The organism is Halioglobus sp. D3-4 (assembly GCF_055809315.1).
In genome coordinates this window covers 247,926-265,280 of the sequence record NZ_CM147907.1, presented here as the reverse complement: position 1 = coordinate 265,280, position 17,355 = coordinate 247,926, and the positions used below count along the sequence as shown (strand labels likewise).

The 17,355-nt window shown below is 53.3% G+C and carries 10 protein-coding genes; 5 read left to right on the top strand and 5 right to left on the bottom strand.

Annotated elements, in window-relative coordinates; all coding sequences use genetic code 11:
• Positions 1-119: 119 nt before the first annotated feature.
• On the top strand, positions 120-2,267 hold the full coding sequence (gene prsK / locus AC0L6S_RS01135) for an XrtA/PEP-CTERM system histidine kinase PrsK (protein ID WP_473426581.1): 2,148 nt from the start codon (positions 120-122) through the stop codon (positions 2,265-2,267).
• On the top strand, positions 2,264-3,619 hold the full coding sequence (prsR, locus tag AC0L6S_RS01130) for a PEP-CTERM-box response regulator transcription factor (protein ID WP_473426580.1): 1,356 nt from the start codon (positions 2,264-2,266) through the stop codon (positions 3,617-3,619). Before prsK ends, prsR begins: the two co-directional genes overlap by 4 nt.
• Before the next feature lie 105 nt (positions 3,620-3,724).
• Here the strand turns inward: prsR and prsT (AC0L6S_RS01125) are convergent, their stop codons facing one another.
• Positions 3,725-6,508 carry an XrtA/PEP-CTERM system TPR-repeat protein PrsT gene (gene prsT / locus AC0L6S_RS01125; protein ID WP_473426579.1) on the bottom strand — a complete coding sequence of 928 codons (2,784 nt, stop codon included), beginning with the start codon at positions 6,506-6,508 and terminating at the stop codon, positions 3,725-3,727.
• A 311-nt stretch (positions 6,509-6,819) separates the two neighbouring features.
• Entirely contained in the window at positions 6,820-7,356 is a 537-nt protein-coding gene (locus AC0L6S_RS01120; RefSeq protein WP_473426578.1) for a hypothetical protein, read from the bottom strand.
• 504 nt (positions 7,357-7,860) lie between these two features.
• Between AC0L6S_RS01120 and AC0L6S_RS01115 the strand changes: the two genes are divergently transcribed.
• The 3 genes from AC0L6S_RS01115 (at position 7,861) to AC0L6S_RS01105 (ending at position 12,321) form a co-directional block, all read left to right on the top strand.
• Positions 7,861-10,200 (top strand): efflux RND transporter permease subunit, encoded by a 2,340-nt coding sequence (locus tag AC0L6S_RS01115; protein ID WP_473426577.1) that lies wholly within the window; start codon positions 7,861-7,863, stop codon positions 10,198-10,200.
• A complete protein-coding gene (locus AC0L6S_RS01110; RefSeq protein ID WP_473426576.1) occupies positions 10,193-11,029 on the top strand; it encodes an outer membrane lipoprotein-sorting protein in 837 nt (278 codons plus the stop codon). Before AC0L6S_RS01115 ends, AC0L6S_RS01110 begins: the two co-directional genes overlap by 8 nt.
• A gap of 68 nt (positions 11,030-11,097) precedes the next feature.
• The gene (locus AC0L6S_RS01105) at positions 11,098-12,321 is read left to right on the top strand and encodes a hypothetical protein (RefSeq protein ID WP_473426575.1); all 1,224 of its coding nucleotides are present in this window, start codon (positions 11,098-11,100) and stop codon (positions 12,319-12,321) included.
• A 153-nt stretch (positions 12,322-12,474) separates the two neighbouring features.
• Here the strand turns inward: AC0L6S_RS01105 and AC0L6S_RS01100 are convergent, their stop codons facing one another.
• The 3 genes from AC0L6S_RS01100 to AC0L6S_RS01090 all read right to left on the bottom strand — a co-directional run bounded on the left by AC0L6S_RS01100 (position 12,475) and on the right by AC0L6S_RS01090 (position 17,346).
• Positions 12,475-13,434: an EDSAP-1 family PEP-CTERM protein gene (locus AC0L6S_RS01100; protein WP_473426574.1), complete on the bottom strand. Its 960-nt coding sequence runs from the start codon at positions 13,432-13,434 to the stop codon at positions 12,475-12,477.
• Positions 13,435-13,766: 332 nt separating this feature from the next.
• Positions 13,767-16,568 (bottom strand): XrtA/PEP-CTERM system TPR-repeat protein PrsT, encoded by a 2,802-nt coding sequence (gene prsT / locus AC0L6S_RS01095; protein WP_473426573.1) that lies wholly within the window; start codon positions 16,566-16,568, stop codon positions 13,767-13,769.
• Between the two features lie 100 nt (positions 16,569-16,668).
• Positions 16,669-17,346: an acyltransferase gene (locus AC0L6S_RS01090; protein ID WP_473426572.1), complete on the bottom strand. Its 678-nt coding sequence runs from the start codon at positions 17,344-17,346 to the stop codon at positions 16,669-16,671.
• Positions 17,347-17,355 lie beyond the last annotated feature (9 nt).

Sequence of the window (17,355 nt, the reverse complement as noted above, 5' to 3'; positions counted from 1 at the left end):
GCGTATTATTGTGCGGCGTATCCCACTTATCCCCTGACAGGATTTACTCCAATGGAGCAGCAGTATAGTGTTTCTGTCCCAGCGCCGCTATCGCGGAACGTGACTTGGCACACGATTTGATGAGTTTAGAATTGGAGACAGAAACGACAGTCCTCAGCAATATTGGCTCATACAGCTACGGCACAGCCCTGCTCGCCTATTCGATGTTGCTGCTGTTGGTTCTTATTGTCCGTCGTCATAACCCACTGGGAAATGCACTTCTGGTGGCCAGTTCCCTCAGTGCGCTGTGGGCTGCTGTGGTTACCGCTTCAACGCTGCTCGCCGAACCGCAGATTCTTCTTATGCAACTGACAGAGATCGCCAGAAATGCGGCATGGATCTTCGTTCTTCTAAAACTTATTGGCATGAGGGTGCAGGGCACGGATCACATTCTGGCGACCAGTCGCTGGATTCCCTGGTTTACCCTCGGTTTTGTTCTGGTGCTGGCTGCCCTGCCGGGTGCGGAAATTCTGACTAACTATGTACCGGCGCTGTACAGCCTGTCTGTCAACCTGAGTTTCAGTACCTGGATCGCCATGTCGGTTGTAGGGATGCTATTACTGGAGCAGTTTTTCCGCAATAGCAATGAGAGTGAACTCTGGGCGACAAAGCATCTTTGTCTCGGTTTGGGCATCCTGTTCGCATTCGATTTCTTTATGTATGCCGAGGCTCTGCTGTTCCGCCAGTTGGACAGCAACTCATGGCAGGCCAGAGGCATTGTCAGCGCGATGGCTGCCATACTGATGGCCATCAGCATCAGTCGCACCGATCGCAGTGAGGCGCCGGATAATGCACCGGGCATTCACCTCTCGCGTCACGTCGCCTTCCATTCACTAACGCTCATGGTGTCAGGTATCTACCTGATCACCATGGCCCTTGCCGCCTATTTTATCCGCTATCTGGGCGGAAGCTGGGGCGGCGTACTGCAAATTACTTTTCTGTGTGCCGCAGGCCTGACCCTGGTTGTACTGCTGTTTTCGGGACGCATCCGGGCCAGCGCACGGGTATGGCTCAGTAAGAACTTCTTCAGCTACAAATACGACTACCGTCTGGAATGGCTGCAGTTCACTGCCACGCTGGCCAGTGGTAATAACGACATCCCCGAGAATATCACGCGCGCAGTTGCCCATCTGGTCAAGAGCCCGGCAGGCATACTCTGGAGCAGAACAGACGATGGACGATTCAATATTGTCGCCAATTGGGAGATGCCGCTGCCCAGCAACGAGGCAGACCTTGGCGGTCTGGCACTGTGGCTACAGGAAGAGGGCTGGATCATCGATCTTAGAGAGTGGCGTCAGGTGCCCGACCTGTACGGCGGATTGCAGTTGCCTGAGGAGCTTACCAGTATCCCCCGCGCGTGGCTGATTATCCCATTGTTGTTCGGGGAGCGCCTGCAGGGTATTTTGCTGCTGCGAGAATCCGATTTACCGCAGGAATTCAACTGGGAGGATCGCGATCTTCTCAAGGTGGCGGGCAAGCAGGCCGGCAGTCACCTGGCTCAGTTTCAGGCGGATAAGGCTCTGATGGAATCACGCCAGTTTGAGGCGTTCAATCGTCTCTCAGCCTATGTCATTCACGATCTGAAAAACATTCTGGCGCAACTCTCTCTGATGGTTTCCAACGCACAGAAGCACAAGCACAATCCCGAGTTTATTGATGACATGGTCAGCACCGTCAGCAATACTGTCACACGCATGAGCAAGCTGATGGCTCAACTGCGCAGCGGCGCAGGTCAAACAGAACAGCAAGAGTTTGATCTGGCCGACCTGCTGGAAACGGTAGTAACCGAGGCACGACACAGGGACCCAGCTCCCGCCATGGAACTGGGCGACTGCACGTTTTCCCTGACCTGCGATCGCGATCGCCTGCAAACCGTTTTTGGACACCTCCTGCAGAATGCCCAGGAGGCCACGGATAAAAGCGGGACTGTCACCGTTCGCCTGTTGCGTGAGCGGGGCGGCGCCGTGGTAGAAGTGGAAGATACCGGCATAGGAATGGATGAGGAGTTTATCCGCCAGCGCCTGTTCAAACCGTTCGACTCCACCAAGGGTTTAACGGGAATGGGCATAGGTGCTTTTGAAAGCCGTGATTTCATCCACAGTATCGGTGGCAGTATAAAAGTACAGAGCACACTGGGTACCGGCTCGCTGTTCCGTGTCTTTATACCCTGCACGGAAGTAGCGACAGATGAACACGAAAATACACCACAAAAGGTAACAATCTCGTGAAAAACGACAAAAAACATCTTTTGGTTGTGGAAGATGACAAGGGACTGCAAAGCCAGTTGCGCTGGGCCTTTGACGACTTCGAAGTCACTGTGACGGGAGATCGTACCGAAGCTATCAATCAGCTACGCAGGATTCAGCCCGGTGTAGTACTGCTGGATCTGGGGCTGCCGCCGGATCCAGGCGGGGTTACAGAGGGCCTGGCAACACTGAATGAAATACTTTCTCTGGCACCTGAAACCAAAGTGATTATTGTCACCGGAGACAATGACAGGGCGAATGCGGTAAAGGCTATCGCCATGGGCGCCTACGACTTTCACCAGAAGCCGGCAGACCCGGAATTGCTGGCCCTGCTGGTGAGCCGTGCCTACCACGTCTATCAACTTGAAGTTGAGAATCGCCGACTGCAACAACACGATCAGAACATGCCACTCAAAGGTATTATCACAGCGAGCCCGCAGATGCTCAAAGTGTGTCGTACCATAGAAAAAATCGCACCGTCAGATATCACCACATTGCTGCTGGGTGCAAGCGGGACGGGTAAAGAGCGATGCGCGCAGGCCTTACACGATTTGAGTACACGATCGCAGGGGCCGATGGTTGCCATCAACTGCGCGGCAATTCCGGACAACCTGCTGGAAAGTGAATTGTTTGGCTATGAGAAAGGCGCCTTCACTGGAGCGGCAAAACAAACGCCTGGAAAAATAGAGTACGCTGATGGCGGCACCCTGTTTCTCGACGAAATAGGTGACCTTCCAATGGAGTTGCAAGCCAAACTGCTGCGCTTTTTGCAGGAGCGTGTCGTGGAACGAATTGGTGGTCGCAAGGAAATCCCCGTCGATGTGCGCATTCTCTGTGCGACACACCAGGATATCCAGTCCCTGATTTCGAAAGGCCTGTTTCGCGAAGACCTGTACTATCGAATCAGCGAGATCGTTCTCGAAATACCGCCGTTGAAAGATCGCGAAAGTGACATTCTGGTATTGGCGAAATCCTTCCTGAATGTATGGAGCAAGGAATACGGAAAATCGGCCATGAACTTTTCCACTGAGGCCATCGCAGCAATGGAAGCTTTCGACTGGCCCGGCAACGTACGCGAACTCGAAAGTCGCGTGAAACGTGCGGTCATTATGGCTGATAGTAACCTTATCCGACCGGATGACCTACAGTTAGCTGAGGCCGTTATGGAGCCCACGCCGCTCAACCTGAAGGAAGTTCGCGACGAAGCAGAACGCAAGGCGATCATCCGCGCGATGAACCACAGCAACCAGAATATTACCGACGCCGCCAACGCACTGGGTGTCACCCGTCCGACGCTGTACAAACTGCTGGAGCGACTGGGCCTGAAAGTGTGATGACAGGGGCACGGAAGCGGGTCGGAGGACCCGATGCCGCGCCCACCTCCCTCGATTGCGACAACTGTGAGGTGTTACCCCTGTGGTGCGCTGTCCGGTAAACCGCTAGCTGCCTTGTGATTGCAACTCTTTTAGTAACGCCTCCGCAGCCTGCTTCTCTGCAAACTCCTCGTCCCTGTTAAGCAGCGAGTTCAATGCGACGACAGCACCGCTACGATCGCCCTCAGCAGCCCTTATCCTGGCTTCGTGAAATCGAATATCTGCGCTCTTGGGTGAATCGGCGAGCGCGCGGTCTATGCTTCGCCTGGCGTCGACAATATTGCCGTTCTCGAGTTGAGCCAGAGCAAGCGTATCCAACACAGCACTTGAGTCCGGAGCCAGTGCCACTGCGCGTTCTGCATGGGCCAGCGCCTGCTTGGGATCGTCTTTGAGTAGATACCATGCCAGGTTGTTCAGTGCCGGGATATTGTCCGGCTCCAGCTTGAGTATCTCGCGACACTGTTTCATCACATCACTTACCCGATTAACACTGCCATAGAGTTCCGACAATCGACCCCTTGCCGCCACATCACCCGGATTCTTCTGAACCCACTCTTCAAGCTGCACTATCGCACCGTCCATATCACCGGAACTCTGTTTTAGTGTGGCCAGCGCGATTGCATTGCTTGTCGTGGGCTCTCGTTCGAAGAGACCTTCTAACAATTTTTTGGCTCGCGTGTTGTCACCTTCCTTGTGTGCGTAGGCAATTTCCAGACGGATAACCTCAGGGTTATCTGGTGCAACTTTTTTCAGTCCTGCCAGTTTCTTCTCAAATTCCGGCAGGTCATCATCAAGGAGGGCGACGCGTGCACTCGCAATCTTTGCACCAAAATGGTTAGGATCCAGTCGCAATGTCGTGGCAAGTTCCGCTGACATCTTTTCCTGCTCACCCAGACCTGCATACGCCCTGGATTTCATAAAGTGGTAGTTCGCCACATTCTGTTTTTTGTCGATCAACGTACCGATGGTTCCAACAGCCTGGTTGAAACGTCCCGTCTCCAACTCAAAAGTCGCTATAGTTTCCAGCGCATCCGGATGCTCTTTCTGTTCTTCGGAAAGCGCTTCAAACAGCGGGATAGCCTTCTCCATCTCACCAATGGAGATAAAGTACCGCGCCTTCACCAGACGGGGTTCCATGGAACGCGGATATTCGGCTAATGTCTCGTCGAGATAGGCCAGCATCTCCTCATAATTGCCTTCCATCGCATACGTGGAAGCGAGCTTCATTCGCGTGTCCATATGATCAGGATTCTGCTCAAGCACCTGATTGTAGTAGCTTCGCGCCGTCTCATAATCGCTCTCTCTGAGGGCGTACTCAGCCAGACTGTTGCCCGCGATGGGGTGACCGGGTTTGATTTCCAGCGCTTGGCCAAAAGCGGCCTTGGCGGAATCGGCTTCGTCATTGGCGATGTAGGTGCGCGCCAACAGCACATAGGACTTGGGTGACGGATTTCGTTGCGTATACTGTTGCGCCGACTCAATCGCCTTATCCACCTCCTGCTTACTGAGGTAGTACATTACGATTAAATTGTCGGCCTTATCGTAATTCGGGGCTTCTTTCAAAATGCTCTGTAGCGTCTCAATCCCCTGCTCCTCGGAACCCGCCGCAAGATAAGCGGCACCCAGTCGCGCTTTGGCGTCGCTGGAATCAGGCTGAGAAGCTACGATCTGCGCCAGCAAATCTATACCTGCATCATTGTTACCCTGAGCCATACGTGCATTGGCCAAGAGATTCATGGCTTCCACATCATCCTTGTTAGCGTTGACTACGGGGACCAATAACCTCTCCGCACTACGGTAATTTTTCTTGCGCAGCTCGAGTTTTGCGGCCAGTTTTGCACCGTCTGCACTTTCCGGCCTTAGCACCAGATACTGGCTGATCAGATTCAATGCTCTGGTAGTACGACCTTTGTCAGCTTGAATAGCTGCCAGGTAGTAGAGTGCTTCCGGGTAGTTGTCGGGGTACTGCGAGGCTATCTCAAGCGCATCCTCGGCATCATCTGTCTGCTTGGACTCAATATAGACCAGACCTTTCGCAAACTGCACGCCAGGGTGCTCACCAGCCGATTTGTAGGCGCGCTCCAGCCGATTAAGATCCTCTTCCGCTTCTTCAAACTCACCCAGATCAATTCGCACCATCGCTCGGTTCAACAGAGGCTCAAACTTGTTTTTGGTGAGGTGAAAGGCTCTGGAGTACGCTTGCTTCGCCTTTTTAGAGTTTCCCTGCGCACGTTCTATATCTCCCAACAATATCCACGACTGGGCGAAATTTTTATCGACCTTGAATACCTCCCGCAACTGAGCGCGAGCTTCGTCCGGTTTCCCCCTTAGCATCGATACTCTCGCCGCTGCCACCTTGGCATAGATCGAACTTGGCTCGTTCTCCATTGCCGCATCGACAAGTTCAAACGCCGCTTCCGACTCCTGCGAATAGAGCTTGGAAAGACCTTGTGCAGCCAGCAGCGTAGATCGACTCTCAGCATCCAGCCCATCTAGCGACAGATCCTCGAGCCGGTCATACTCGCGCAGATTCAACAGCACCTGAGCCAGCACCGGCACCACAGCTGTTGGGTCCATCCCGGATGAAAGTGCTCTGGACAGTTCTTTGTCCGCGTCCGCATAGAACGCTTCCTGAAAGTAGATAGCACCTAGGGTCGCGCGCGCCCGCGCATTACTGTTATCTTTACGCAGCGAGTTCTTTAGCTCGATTATGGCCTCTTGATACTTGCCCTCCTCCACAAACTTATCGGCGTTATTGAGGTGTTCCTCACTACTCAGGTCTTCACCACACCCCACAATAAACAGACTTACAAAAAAAAGCGCTGGGAGGGTACGTAATAATGTCTTCATTCTACCTACTCACTTGTTTATTCGAGTTCCCAAAGGGGTCGGGGCCCATCGGCAGCGGCATCACTGTTCATGGGTTAGGAGACAGCACGTTGAAACACGTCGCCAGATCATTATCCATAAAGTCAACCGCACAGCAAACGAGAAAGGGTTGGCCAGAGTTGGAAACAATACTCCCGAGTGAAAGCAGTCTATACGAATTGTCTTCGTGAAGTGGCTGTCACCACAGGGTGTCGGGTGTATTGGAACCAGCGAATGCACGTTTTGTGAAGTGCATCTAAAAATCGCGCGTCAACCAGCGCGAATGATGTTGGTCAAACAGCGATTTGAAGCGCGTTGCGAGGCTGCAAATGAGCGACTGACAGATAATGCTCCAGACCGGAAAAAATGCCCTGTGCACAGTGCGGTACCTGGCGATGAATCTGAAACTTAACACCCAGTGCCGAATGGCAGCGACGATAGAAGCGCGCATTTGTAAGCGAACTCAAAACCATCGCATTCTCGTACCCACATTCTCGCGAGGCGGCGACCAGATAATCATTAAACTCTCGAAATACGCCCAGCGTCCGCATGACGGGATTGATGGCGAAACGCTCCCACATGCAACACCGATCTTTATCGAGGCCCAATTGCTCCAGCTGGCTGGTGAGTGTGATATGCGATGAAATTCGAACACCACCTATACAGCGGTCACCTTCCATCGCCACCATAATCTTTGCATGCTTGTCCTGATCGTCTTCCGACCCATCGAACTCCGCAAGCCCCAGTTCGGAACGATAACACTGCTCCCGCAAAAGGTAATACTGATCCAGTATGTGAGGGTCTCGGGTTATTTTGAACTCAAGTGACACAGTGGTGACCCTCCATTCCTTCTTATAATGTCCTTAAAGAGGCCCTAAAGGCCTGAGACAGCGTATACATTCGCCATCAAACCACAGTTATCAGCAGGATAAATAGCTATTGCTATTATTCTAAAAAGCCTGGCACGGGGCTCAACAGAACATTTATTGTATGGCCATAATGTGAGAAATACGACACTTTTGAAAAATAAATACCGCTTATAAGCAAGAATGTATGTTTACTTTAATCCCAAAAAGAGATAGGAATAATCTATCCATTGTCCAGATGAACGCCCTCCCCCCTATTGTCGGTACAGAAACAGGGTATTATCCGCGACATGCGGGCCTGCTCCGCACAAATTGGGAAGTCCTCGCCCGCAAAACGCAGGCTGAGCCTGTTCGGGGAGCAGCGAGCAATGGAGAAACTATGCTCTCGGGGTCGAGCTTGAATGCGTTATCATCGGGGCCGTTGACGCGCTGCGCACTGCAATTGGCCGCTATATTAGTACTGTGAAGATGACGCTTAAAGAAACATTTATAGCGACGCTGGTCCGCCACGCTGGCGCGATAGCTGCGTGCAGCTTGATAATGGTTCTCGCGCTTGGGTTTGGTGCGAGCCGGCTACAACTGGAGTCGGGCATCAAAGTCTTCTTCAGTGAAAACGACCCTAATCTACTTGCGCAGGAGAATATTGAACGCACCTATGGTCGAGAGGACAACATCCTCTTTGTGATTGAGGCGCACAGCGGCGACATTTTCTCAACCGACAACCTCATCTCGCTGCAGCAGATCACAGAACAATCTTGGCTCATACCCCACTCAAGACGAGTGGATTCTCTCAACAATTATCTCTATCCAGTCGTAGAAGGGGATGACATACATATTGGTCCCCTGGTCGAGGACGCAGCCTCGCTGGAGGCGGCTGACATTGTGCAAATAAGGGAAACAGCCCTGTCGCAGGAACCACTAAAGGGCCGCCTGCTGTCTGACAGTGGGGGCGTGGCAGCGGTCAACGTCAGCTTGAACCTTGCCATGCCGGGTACCGATAAAGCCACAGCGATCGCCGAATCTGTCGCGTATGCGCGCGGCATTCGGGACCAGGCAATCCGCGACAACCCCGACTTGCAGATTCACCTTGCCGGCTGGGCCCTGACCGAACAGACTCTGGCAGAGATCACCCAGGCAGACTCGGTGAGCTTGATGCCAATGATGTTCTTCATCGTGCTCCTACTGCTGGCCCTGCTGCTCCGATCAGCGGCTGCATCGCTGTGCACCGTGATTGCGATAATTCTGAGTGTTGTCGTCGGCATGGGGTATGCAGGCTGGGTTGGCATCGGCATCAACAGTGTGAATGCCTCCGCTCCGACGATTATTATGACGCTCGCTATTGCCGACTGCGTGCACGTCCTCAGCGCCTTTCTTGCCAGGTTGCGCGGCGGGGAATCCCGAGCGGCCGCTGTGACCTCAAGTCTACGACAGACGCTGTACCCGATTGTGCTAACCAGCATCACGACGGCATTGGGCTTCATCAGTATGAACTTCAGCGACTCTCCGCCTTTCCGGGAATTGGGTACCATCTCTGCTGTCGGTGTACTGGGTGCTCTGTGGGTGACTTTAACAGTTCTTCCTGGTTTGATGCTTGCCCTGCCCTTCAAAATCGGCTCCGGTGCAACCGGTACGGGCCTGCCGCTAATGCGACTGGCGCGGTTTGTTACAGGCCACCACACGGCCATTTTATGGAGTTCTCTTGCGCTGACTGCGCTGGCAATCAGCTATATACCCAGCCTTGAACTGAACGACGACCCAACAGACTACTTCTCCTCCAATGTCCCGCTGACCAACGCCATTAAAGTCGTTGAAGACAAGTTATCGGGGAACCAGTCTCTGCACTATTCGGTTGAAGCTAATAGCCCGGGGGGAGTCGCGGACCCCGAGTTCCTCCAATCGGTAGCCAGTTTTGCGCGCTGGTTGAGGACACAGCCCGAAGTTGTCAATGTGGAGGTTTTCACAGACACGCTGAAACGCCTCAACCAGGTATTGCATGAGGATGACCCTGCCTGGCATCGCCTGCCGGACACATCTGAAATGACGTCCCAATACCTCCTCCTGTACGAAATTTCGATCCCGTACGGGCTCGATGTGACCCATCAAATAAATGCCGAAAAAACTGCTCTAAAGGTCTCGGCTGTACTCAAGAACCAGAAATCGCAGGGCCTGATTGCATTTGAGGAACGCGCGCGGCAGTGGATGGAGGCCAACACTCCGGATATCGTCGCGCGCGGGGCTGGCCAGTCCATCAGCTTTGCCCGTATTGGCATGCGCAATATAGAAAGCATGTTGGGCGGTTCCCTGTTTGCCATCGCTGTCATTTCAACCTGTATGATAATCGCCTTCCGCTCAATGAAATTTGGCCTGCTGAGTTTCCTGCCCAACCTCTTCCCCGCCCTCGTCATTCTCGGCATCTGGAGTGCCCTCGTCGGCGAGATCAACATGGCGGCTTCGGTGGTATTCAGTCTCACACTCGGCATCGTAGTCGATGACAGCACACATTTCCTGGTCAAGTACAGAGAGGCGCGCGTGCACGAAAAAATGCCCGCACCGCAGGCGATACATCACACATTTGCCACCGTCGGCAACGCACTGGTATCCACCTCTATCGTATTGGCTGCAGGCTTTCTAGTGCTGGTATATTCGGACTTTGCAGTTAATTCAACGTCCGGGCTGCTTGTGGCACTGACAATAGCCGCAGCGATTGTACTGGATCTCCTGTTCCTGCCAGCACTGCTTTTGAAGATAGATCGGTGGCTGATCCACCCCCAGCCAGACAAACAACACCCGGGACATTCCAATGTATAAGCCCAACCGCGAGATCGCTGAAAGCCATCATTCAACCGCCAGGCATTCGATGCGCGCACTGATTACTGTTTTTCTCTGCCTCCTTGGCTTACCAGCTGCTCTGGCAAGCCCTGATACCGACAAAGGCCTGGCCATTGCCATTGAAGCGGATCGGCGTGACAGTGGCTTTGGCGATACCGCTGTTGACCTGACGATGGTGATAGCGTCGTCTGCGGACAATGCTACCACCCGTGAAATGCGCCAAATGGTGCTGGAAGTGGAAGGCGACGGCGATAAAAGTATCATGGTCTTCGATCGCCCCAGAGACCTGAAAGGGACAGCAATCCTTACATTCACCCATAAGCTCGACTCTGATGAGCAGTGGCTGTACCTACCGGCACTAAAGCGCGTCAAACGTATATCATCGGCTGATAAATCGGGGCCCTTTATGGGCAGTGAGTTCGCGTATGAAGACCTTTCATCGCAGGAGGTGGAGAAGTACAGTTACAAGTATCTGCGGGACGAAACGATCAACGGCGAACCCTGCTTTGTGGTGGAACGTATCCCGACCGACAAAAACTCGGGATATACACGGCAGATAATCTGGGTGGACCAGGCGGAGTACCGACTGCAGCGCGTGGATTACTATGATCGCAAAAATACGCTGCTGAAAACGATGAGCCCGGTGAACTATCAGCAATACCTGAACCAGTACTGGCGCCCGGCAGAAATGATTATGCGCAATCACCAGACGGGTAAAAGCACAACATTGAAATTCGGCAACTATCAATTCAGGGCCGGCTTGCGTGATTCGGACTTCACGCCGAGCGCCATCTCCCGCATCCGTTAGCACACAAATAGTGTAGAGGATATTAAGTGGTACGGTCGGCGCTACCTGTAGCGATGGTTTTATCGATATTGTCCGGCACAGAACGTGCCGTGGGTGATATCGCACCACCTGCAACCGCGGTTTCAAACACAGAGGCCGATGCTGCCTCTGAGCGCTCAATAAATTGGGGGGAGTGGTCAGGCTACCTCAGTATCGATGCACGGCTATTTCCAAAGTCACCGGAGTTCGCCGATCAGGAGGATCAGGATTTTTCACTGGCCTTCAAGCCTGAGTACTATACCGACTGGGACAACGGCGACCAGCAATTCGCATTCAGTCCCTTCTTTCGCTACGACACAGCGGACGATCAGCGCACACACGCCGACATCAGAGAATTGTACTGGCAGATTGAGCACCGGCGCTGGGTGGGTAAAGTAGGCCTGGACGTCGTCTTCTGGGGGGTTACAGAATCCCAGCACCTTGTCGACATCATCAACCAGACAGACCTGGTCGAAAACATCGACGGCGAGGAAAAGCTCGGCCAGCCGATGCTGAACCTCGATTACTACAGTGACTGGGGTAACTGGCAGATCTATGTCCTGCCCTACTTCCGGGAAAGAACCTTTCCAGGCAAGCACGGTCGATTGCGCACAGATCCCGAAGTCGATACGCGCGACCCACAGTATGAATCTGGCGCCAAGGAGAAACACATCGATTTCGCACTCCGCTGGAGCCATAACCTGGGTGACTGGGATATTGGTCTGGCGCATTTTTCGGGCACAAGCCGTGAGCCCTATCTGAACCCGGCCGTCTTGAACAGCGACCTGAAGCTGTTGCCCTATTATATCCAGATCGATCAGACCAGCCTTGATGCGCAAGCCACCAAAGGGGCATGGCTGTGGAAACTAGAGGCAATTTATAACTGGAATACCCTCGAAGATTACTATGCCTATGTGGGTGGTTTCGAAAGAACCAGTTTTGGAGTGGCCACTTCAAACATCGATCTGGGCCTGTTGCTGGAATATCACTACGATGAACGCGGCGACGAGGCCACCAATGGCCTACAGAGCGATATTTACCTCGGGCTGCGGCTCACGGCAAACGATCTTGCCAGCACCATGGCACTGGCGGGCGTACTTTACGACACAGACACGCAGGCGGTTTTCGGCAACATAGAGGCATCGCGCCGCCTCGGTGAAAACTGGGTGCTGTCACTGGAACTGCGCTTTACGACAAACACGGACGACAAGGACAACCTCTATTTCTTCAGGTCCGATGATTATCTCGGCATCGAGCTCACACGATATTTTTAGCAGGCTTGTTTCGCGGAAAAGCCTGCAGCTCAGCGAGGGTTCCACGCCAGCCACAGCTCGTGCGTATCTGGATAGGATTATACAGGCAAAAAAAACCGCACTTTGCAGTGCGGTTTTTATAAAGCTGCCTGAATTGTCAGGCAACCGGCATGTTTACTTCTTGTTGCGTCGTGTAGCGCGCGCACCCAGCAGCAGGCCAGTACCCATCAGCAGCAGAGAGCTGGGCACCGGTACTACTCGGAACAAGTCCGTAGAAGTAGTGGTGTTAAAGGCCAGAGTATAATTACCTGAAGACAGGCCAGAGATATCGATTTTGTAGCTGCCGCTGCCAGCCACGATGTTGGCCACACCATCACTTGAAGAGGTGTTGTTCAGTGACAATGCTGTCTCTGTTGCTGTACAGGTCAGACCTGCCTCACATGTTGTTACTGTGTTAGTGCCAGTAGGTGCCCATGATGCGATTGTTACCCCATCTTTCTGTAGCAACAGTGTCGCTCCAGACGCCGCTTGCGCGATACCCAGATCACCCTCTGTCACCTCGGTGTGAACATTGATATCAGCGTCAAACGCCACGCTGAGCGTTCCACTAGTACCAGTAAACGTCAGGGCCAGACTGGTGTTTGAACCGGCATTGGTATTGGACTGGGCGCTGGCGCCAAGATCCAGGTTGCTCTCGGAGATTGACGTCACGTGAGTGAACGCATCGCCAGTCAGCGCCGCTGAAATCACTTCAGCTTCCGCATTGGAGTAGTCCCCCGCCATCCCGAATACTGTGTAGTCGCCCTCACCGCGAACGCCAGCACTGGCAGGCGGTGCATTCTGCACTTTGCCGCTCAGGGTTGGGGGGGCAATGGAGCAGGAGGTGAACACACCAAAGCTGCCAGCGCAGTTCGCCGCACCACTTAATGGATCGTCAACACCATTAAGGATCGCGTCCTGGTTGGCGCTGAAGGTATACAGCCCTGCACTACCGCTGGTGGCATTGAACGTGACGCCGAGATTATCGACGTTCAGGTAACTCAGACCATAAACATCAGCAGACGCCTGGCCGCTCAAACCGAGCCCCAGTGCCGCACTGAATACAACTGCTAATTTCCCTTTACTGAATTTCATGTCGAGCTCCTAAAAAATGTTAACTCTGCCTGCTGTTCTACAACCAGTTGCTGCTCACTGGCTATTGAATCCTTCTGAATCTTATTTAGCAAAGTGTGTGCCAAGAATATTTTTTACTTTAAATACAAACACTTGAAAAACTTTTAGTACTTTAAAAACTTCAAATATCACGCAGTTGTAAAAAAAGCTGACACCCCAAATATGCCCTAAAATTTGGCCCGATTATACCTCTCACCGGTCGCCTAAAAACAGGAACCAAGTCTCATTATTGAGCTTCAATCTGTTTAAGTGACATTCTTCTGACGCAGGTTTCCGACTAAACCAGCAATATGCTACCCACCTTTTACAATTGTGGACAGCAATTCCTTGGCCGCAGCCACAGTGTCCGCGTTATCAGCGCCTTCTACTACCAATTCCAGATACGGTCTGGCAGACCCGTTTTTACCAATATCAAGCAACAAACGGCCTAGGTCCAGCTTTAACTGCATATTTTCCGGATAAAGCGCGACCGCCTTACGCAGCGTTTGCTCTCCCTTGTCCACATCGCCATTGGCCACCAATACCGTTCCAAATGTCGACAGCATGTAGGGATCCTGAGGAGCCAGTTCGTTCCCCCGAGTGGCGTATTCCAGCGCCTGCTCGGGGTTTGAATCACGCGTCAACCACGCCAGATTGTTAAGCGCCAGCACCGATTCCGGCTGAACCCGGAGCAACCGCTTGTAAACACCAATCGCCTTTTCCTTCTCATCGCGCGCGAGGTAGCTCTGCCCCAACACCGCCATCAGGCTAATACTGCGTACAAAATTTTCAGACCCGGCTTCCAATACCTGCAACGCCTCAGCCGCTTTACCCAAGCTGTTGAGCGTAGTGAAGAGCAGCATCACGGTATCCGGAGTGGGCTGCAGTGCCAGCGACGTCTGCAGCGCCTGCTCAGCGGCTTCAATATTCCCTGCACGGACATTTAACCAGCCCTGCGTATACCAGACGTCTGCGCGATCCTGTGGCACCTCCGACTGCAGTTTTTCCATCTCCTCAAATGCAGTGTCCATATCGCCTGACAGCGCTGTAAACCTGATGATAGAGAGCCTAGCAGGCATATACCCGGGTTTCAGCTCCCGGGCGATCTCCAGATGCTGTAACGCCTCCTCAAGATCGTCCGAATTTGCCAGGGAGTCGGCATAGTAAAAATTTGCCAGCACTGAGTCGGGAGATATCTCAACCCACCTCTCCCATACCTTGGACGCACCCTCTGCATTACCGAGATTCATCAATGATTTTCCGCGTAATTCCATCAGTGAAGGCTGCTGCTTGATGGTTTTTTCACTCAGGTTTTCAGTGAGTACCGACAGTTGCTCATACCGTCTATTGTCAAAATAGAGTTTGGCCAGCCGGGCTTGTATCTCCAGATTGTCCGGGTACTGACTCTGCAATTCAGCGAGCAGTTTCTCCGAACTCTGGAAATCCTTGGTGGCAACGACTAACTCCATCTGCACCCCAACTGCTTCCAGGTCATCCGGGTTCTCCTTCAGGTAGGCTGCCAACATCTCCTCGGCACGCGCTTCCTCGCCCGTTCGCATGTATATCTTCGCCAGGTTTTTAACGGCTGAGGGGTCCATGGGTGCAATAAGCAGGGACTTTTCCAGATACGCCTGGCCCCTGCGCCAGTCTCCACCATAGAGGTAGATTGCAGCCAGCATGTTCAGCGGGTCCACGCGATCGGGATACTGCTGCTGCAGATTCTCTGCGATTGTGACCGCCTCCTTCAAGCGGCCCTGCTCCAGCGCCGCACCGGCCGAAATCAACACTTTGGAGAATTCTTCTTCAGAGACCCTCAGCTCTGCCGCTGCGATAATCTCGTCAACAAAGTCTCCCCGCATGGTCCGGGCCAGACTCAACATACTCTGCACCGACATATTCTGTGGCGACAGATCAGACAACCGCTGTAAATAGTCAATCGCCTCATCGCCCTTGCCTTCCATCAGCGCTATTGTGCCCAGCATGCCCAACGCCATCGTATCTTCCTGCTGCTGTTCAAGCAGTTTACCCAGCGTTTCTTTGGCCGCGCCCAGATCCTGCTGCTGAATACTCAGAGAGGCGAACATCCGAGCCACTTCAACGGAGTTGGGGATGTCGTAGTAAAGCTGATTGGCAATCAGTTGGGCCTGCTCCAGCTTGCCCTCAGCCATGTAGCTGGCCACGAGGTAGAGCTTGGCGAGCGGATCCTGCGGGTTACCGGCAACTGCGATCTCCAGCACCTCTGATGCAACCGCGAAATTTTCCTGCTCGAACTCGATATAGCCCTTTACAAAATTGACGTAGGGGTGCTCTTTGAACCCACCGTCATTCAAGGTTTTTATATCGTTCTTGGCCGCGTCAAAATCGCCGAGTTGAGCCTCGACCAACGCGCGCCTGGCGAGTAACAGAGATTCATAGTTGCGATTCACAACCGCGTTATCATAAGCTTCCCGCGCAGCGGGAAGTTCACCGTCGACTACCAGTAAGTCCCCCTTCAAAGCCCATGCCTCCGCCGACTTGGGATCAATTTTCAGAGCATCGTCGGTCAACGTCATAGCCGTCTCACGTCGTCCGACCTGAGCCTCGTAGCTGGCCCGCGCCAGTATCGCAATTACCGACGATTCATTGAACTTGAGTGCCTTGGCAATCTCGGCGTCGGCCAGCCTGAACTGCTGCTTTTGAATCAGGGCGTGTGCGCGGTAGCCGTGGATATCGGCAAGCGCCGGGGCGGGCACCTTTTTCGGCAGTTTCTCGGACTTTTCCAGCAGCCTGTCAAAATCGCCCTGCAGATATATCGCTTGCACCTGCAGAAGAATCACATCACGGGAGAGCATCCCGAGCTCCTCGGCACGGCGAGCCTCCTTCTCGGCTGTGGCAGCCTCCCCGGTAGCGAGTGCGACGTTTGCCAGTTCATAGCGGGCCTGGGAATTGTGCGGGTCCTTACTCGCGGCATTCTTCAACTCAATAGTCGCAGCATCAAACTCACCGGCCTCGATATGGCTGCGCGCCTTGTCGATGTGCTCAGTCGGCGTCAAATCCTTTGCACATGAGACCAGCAGGCTGGAAGCCGCCAGAAAGACTGCGCCAAGCGCCAAACGTTTCACTAATTCCCTGTTCATATACCCCGGTCGCTCCACATTACAATTATCGATGAAATTATTGGCTTTACCCGCGGGTCATTCGGACCCGCTGCCCACATACCTGTCTTTGTATGGCCCGTCACACGGATTCATCGGGACCACTGCCCAAACGGCGCGCGGGCACGCCTCCCCAATGTTCCCCCGGACCGATCTGCGTGCCCTTTTTAACGACTGCACCAGCAGACACAATGGCGCCGTCTCCGACCGTCACACCGGACATGATGATAGCGTGCGCACCTACTGTCACATTATTGCCCAACACGATGCGCTCCAGCGAAAAATGGTGCCCTTCTATCGCGTGTGAATAGAGTGTCGCGGCGTGCCCGATGATCGTGTTGTCACCCAGTTCGGTGAGCGGTGGGTCCAATATCGTACCCGGACTGAAACTGTTTGAGCCAATCTTGGTACCCAGACACGAATACACCAGCGTTTTGATTGGAACGGGCAGAAACTCCGTGCGAATCAATGTATTAAATAACATCAGGTAAAACAGTATGTTTACCTGGGCGGCAAATTCGGCACTGGAACCAGGTTCGATATAGCCTTCCTGCAGCGGGCACCGGCGCAAGAACAGCCGGTAAACCACAAACGCCCAGCAGTAGACTGACAGGATCAGCATCATGACGTAGACCACTGCGTAGAAATCACCCAACCACGACCTGTGTACAAGAAGATTGGTAGTAAACACCGCCAACAGTATGATCACTGTGAGCAACAGCGTGAAACAACCAATCTGACCCGCTGTGATTTTACGCATATGTCGCCC

Excerpts from the sequence above, each read along its gene's own strand:
- AC0L6S_RS01100 (WP_473426574.1), bottom strand. The coding sequence starts at position 13,434 with ATGAAATTCAGTAAAGGGAAATTAGCAGTTGTATTCAGTGCGGCACTG.
- AC0L6S_RS01090 (WP_473426572.1), bottom strand. The coding sequence starts at position 17,346 with ATGCGTAAAATCACAGCGGGTCAGATTGGTTGTTTCACGCTGTTGCTC.
- AC0L6S_RS01110 (WP_473426576.1), top strand. The coding sequence starts at position 10,193 with ATGTATAAGCCCAACCGCGAGATCGCTGAAAGCCATCATTCAACCGCC.
- prsT (WP_473426573.1), bottom strand. The coding sequence starts at position 16,568 with ATGAACAGGGAATTAGTGAAACGTTTGGCGCTTGGCGCAGTCTTTCTG.
- AC0L6S_RS01115 (WP_473426577.1), top strand. The coding sequence starts at position 7,861 with ATGACGCTTAAAGAAACATTTATAGCGACGCTGGTCCGCCACGCTGGC.
- prsT (WP_473426579.1), bottom strand. The coding sequence starts at position 6,508 with ATGAAGACATTATTACGTACCCTCCCAGCGCTTTTTTTTGTAAGTCTG.
- prsK (WP_473426581.1), top strand. The coding sequence starts at position 120 with ATGAGTTTAGAATTGGAGACAGAAACGACAGTCCTCAGCAATATTGGC.